The sequence below is a fragment of the Ideonella azotifigens genome, assembly GCF_006519715.1.
Classification (GTDB): Bacteria; Pseudomonadota; Gammaproteobacteria; order Burkholderiales; family Burkholderiaceae_C; genus Ideonella; species Ideonella azotifigens.
Map to the genome: position 1 here is coordinate 1 of NZ_VIDT01000560.1, position 3642 is coordinate 3642.

The 3642-nt window shown below is 68.1% G+C and carries 4 protein-coding genes; 2 read left to right on the plus strand and 2 right to left on the minus strand.

All coding sequences use genetic code 11. The annotated features are described in order from the left end of the window. Positions 1 to 7: 7 nt before the first annotated feature. Positions 8 to 820 (minus strand): cytochrome C assembly family protein, encoded by an 813-nt coding sequence (locus FKP22_RS24035; RefSeq protein WP_141290191.1) that lies wholly within the window; start codon positions 818 to 820, stop codon positions 8 to 10. A gap of 71 nt (positions 821 to 891) precedes the next feature. Here FKP22_RS24035 and ffh point away from each other — a divergent pair, with 71 nt between their 5' ends. Further along, positions 892 to 2301 carry a signal recognition particle protein gene (gene ffh, locus FKP22_RS24040; RefSeq protein WP_141290192.1) on the plus strand — a complete coding sequence of 470 codons (1410 nt, stop codon included), beginning with the start codon at positions 892 to 894 and terminating at the stop codon, positions 2299 to 2301. Positions 2302 to 2367: 66 nt separating this feature from the next. Continuing rightward, positions 2368 to 2688: a thioredoxin family protein gene (locus FKP22_RS24045; protein WP_141290193.1), complete on the plus strand. Its 321-nt coding sequence runs from the start codon at positions 2368 to 2370 to the stop codon at positions 2686 to 2688. A gap of 31 nt (positions 2689 to 2719) precedes the next feature. Here FKP22_RS24045 and ftsY read toward each other — a convergent pair. Beyond that, a partial coding sequence (gene ftsY, locus FKP22_RS24050) for a signal recognition particle-docking protein FtsY (RefSeq protein WP_233446959.1) occupies positions 2720 to 3642 on the minus strand: 923 nt, incomplete at its 5' end.

The following is a 3642-nucleotide window of genomic DNA, read 5'->3' on the forward strand; positions in this document are numbered from 1 at the left end:
GCGGCCTTCAGGTCAGCTGGCGCTGCAGGACCACTTCCATCACGAAGCGCGAACCCACGTAAGCCAGCAGCAGCAGCAAAGCTCCGGCATACAGCCAGCGCGTGGCCTGCCGGCCGCGCCAGCCGCGCCACTGCCGGCCGGCAATCAGCGCCGCGAACGTGGCCCAGCCGAGCAGCGACAGCACCGTCTTGTGGTCCCAGCGCCAGTAGCCTGGAAAACTCAGGCCCAGCGCAAGCGCCAGCGTCAGCACCGCGAAGCCGGCCTCGACGAAGCGGAAGGTCAGCCGCTCCAGTCGCAGCAGCGGCATGCCAAAAGCGGCGGTCGCCGGCCCGCCGCTGCGCAGCCGCTGCTCGGCCGAGTCCAGCATCATGCCGTGCAGCACCGCGGTGCCGAACAGACCGTAGGAAGCCAGGCCCAGCACCCAATGCAGCGGCGCCCAGCGCGAATGCGCCACCGCGCGCAGCTCACCGGGGAACAGCCAGGCCAGCAGCATTGCAGCCGCGCTGAACAAGGCCAGCACACGCCGCATGCCCACCACCGGCAACAGGCGGCTCTCGATCACGTGCACCGCCAGCACCAGCCACAGCGTGAACGACAGCACCGGCGCAAAGCCGATCAAGAGGCCTCGCTCCGGCTCGCCGGGCACGTCGGGCGCCCAGATGCCGGTGCCTGCCAACAGGGCGAGCGCATGCAGGCACCATGCCGCCACCAACACCCGCAGCGGCCAGCGCTGGCCGGGTGCCGCGGGCCAGGCCGCCGCCAGGTAGCCGACGATGGCCAACCAGGCCAGGGGGTCAGCGGGGGCGGCGGATAAAATCATCCTCACAGTTTACCGGCGCCCTGCGGCCAGCCCCTCCGTGCTGGCGCAAAGGAGCGCACTGCCCCGCACGCATGGCCACTACCCTCACCGATCGCCTGTCACGCCTGGTCAAGACCATGCGCGGCCAGGCCCGCATCACCGAAGACAACGTACAAGAGATGATGCGCGAAGTGCGCATGGCCTTGCTGGAAGCCGACGTCGCGCTGCCCGTGGTGCGCGACTTCATCGCCCGCGTGAAGGAAAAAGCGCTGGGCCAGGAAGTGGTCGGCTCGCTGAACCCAGGCCAGGTGCTGGTTTCGGTGGTCAACAAGGAACTCGCCGCGACCATGGGCGAAGGCGTGGCCGACATCAACCTGAACGCGCAACCGCCCGCCGTCATCCTGATGGCCGGCCTGCAGGGCGCCGGCAAGACCACCACCACCGGCAAGCTGGCCAAGCACCTGATCGAGAAGCGCAAGAAAAAGGTGCTCACGGTCTCGGCCGACGTTTACCGCCCGGCCGCCATCGAGCAGCTGAAGATGGTGACCAAGCAGGCCGGTGCCGAATGGTTCCCGTCCGAGCCGAACCAGAAGCCGCATGACATCGCGCTGGCCGCGATCGACTACGCCAGGCGCCATTACTTCGACGTGCTGCTGGTCGACACCGCCGGCCGGCTGGCCATCGACGAAGCGCTGATGGCCGAGATCCGCGACCTGCATGCCACGCTGAACCCGGTCGAGACGCTGTTCGTCGTCGACGCGATGCAGGGCCAGGACGCGATCAACACCGCCAAGGCCTTCAAGGAAGCACTGCCGCTGACCGGCATCGTGCTGACCAAGCTGGACGGCGATTCGCGCGGCGGCGCGGCTTTGTCAGTGCGGCAGATCACCGGCGCGCCGATCAAGTTCGCCGGCACCTCCGAGAAGATCGACGGCCTGGAAGTCTTCGACGCCCAGCGCCACGCCGGCCGCATCCTCGGCATGGGCGACATCGTCGCGCTGGTCGAGGAAGTGCAGAAGGGCGTGGACGTCGAGGCAGCGCAGAAGCTCGCTGAAAAGCTCAAGAGCGGCAGCGGCTTCGACCTGAACGACTTCCTGGCCCAGATCAGCCAGATGAAGAAGATGGGCGGCCTGTCCAGCCTGATGGACAAGCTGCCCACGCAGATGACCGCCAAGGCCGGCCAGCCCGACATGGACAAGGCCGAGCGCGACATGAAGCGCATGGAAGGCATCCTCAACGCGATGACCGCCAAGGAGCGCCGCCAACCCAGCCTGCTGATGGATGGCAAGAGCAAGGCCAGCCGCAAGCGCCGCATTGCCACCGGCGCCGGCGTGCAGATCCAGGACGTCAACCGCCTGCTGAATCAGTTCGACCAGATGCAGGGCATGATGAAAAAGATGAAGGGCGGCGGCCTGATGAAGATGATGAAGCGCATGGGCGGCATGAAAGGCATGGGTGGCCCCGGTGGCATGGGTGGCATGGGCGGTGGCATGGGTTTCTGAACCCGCTGAACCCTGGCGTGTCTCCAGGGTCCATCCATGACGTGAACACTGCCTGGAGACCTCGCCATGCCCACCTCCGTGCCCTATGAACCCGAAGCGCCCAGCCGGGCCGAAGTCGATGCGCTGAGCGGCGCCACGCTGCTGGAGTTCGGCACCGACTGGTGCGGCTGGTGCCGCGGCGCACAGCCCTTCATCGATGCAGCCTTGGCGGCCCATCCCGGCCTGCGCCACCTGAAGATCGAGGACGGCCCGGGCCGTGCGCTGGGCCGCTCGTTCAAGGTCAAGCTCTGGCCCACGCTGATCTTGCTGCGCGACGGCCAGGAACTCGCCCGCGTGGTGCGGCCCGGCGAGCAAGACGCCATCGCCGAGGCGCTGGCCCTGCTGTAGCGCCAGCCCTCCCGGGCGGCGCCGTGCCCACTCAGCTGAGCAAAGCCTGCGCGAACTCGCTCGCGCGGAACATCTGCAGGTCTTCCAGCTTCTCGCCCACGCCGATGAAGTAGACAGGCAGCGGCCGTTCGCGGGCAATCGCCGCCAGCACGCCGCCCTTGGCCGTGCCGTCCAGCTTGGTGACGATCAACCCGGTCAGCCCCAGCGCATCGTCAAAGGCCTTGACCTGGGTCAGCGCGTTCTGGCCGGTGTTGCCATCCACCACCAGCAGCACCTCGTGCGGCGCGTCCGGCTGGGCCTTGCCGATCACGCGCTTGATCTTCCTCAGCTCTTCCATCAGGTGGAGCTGCGTGGGCAGCCGACCGGCCGTGTCGGCAATCACCACATCGCAGCCACGCGCCCTGCCCGCGCTGACGGCATCGAAAGTCACCGCCGAAGGGTCGCCACTCTCCTGGCTGATGATTTCGACCTGCGTGCGGTCGGCCCACACCGCCAGCTGCTCACGCGCCGCCGCCCGGAACGTGTCGGCCGCGGCCAGCAGCACCTTCTGGTCAGCATCCGCCAGGTGGCGCGTCAGCTTGCCGATGCTGGTCGTCTTGCCGGCACCGTTGACGCCCACCACCATGATCACGGTCGGCTGGTGCTCGCCCACCACCAGCGCGCCCTCCAGCGGCTTCAGCAGCGCCGTCACCGCCTCGGCCAGCAGCGCCTTGACCTGCGACGGCTCGGTCGCCTTCGCGTCCTTCACGCGCCGCTTCAGGTCCAGCAGCAAGGCCTCGGTCGCCTTCACGCCGGTGTCGGCCATCAGCAGCGCCGCTTCCAGTTCTTCGTAGAGCTCGTCGTCAATGCGCGTGCCGGTGAAGACCTGGGCAATGCTGGAGCCGGTGCGCGACAGCCCTTGCGTGAGCTTCTTCAGCCAGTTGGCCCGCGTGGGCTCGGCCGGCGGTGTCGCCG

What these genes read in the sequence shown, in the direction of transcription:
- FKP22_RS24035 (WP_141290191.1), bottom strand. Translation starts at nt 820, where the DNA reads ATGATTTTATCCGCCGCCCCCGCTGACCCCCTGGCCTGGTTGGCCATC.
- ffh (WP_141290192.1), top strand. Translation starts at nt 892, where the DNA reads ATGGCCACTACCCTCACCGATCGCCTGTCACGCCTGGTCAAGACCATG.
- FKP22_RS24045 (WP_141290193.1), top strand. Translation starts at nt 2,368, where the DNA reads ATGCCCACCTCCGTGCCCTATGAACCCGAAGCGCCCAGCCGGGCCGAA.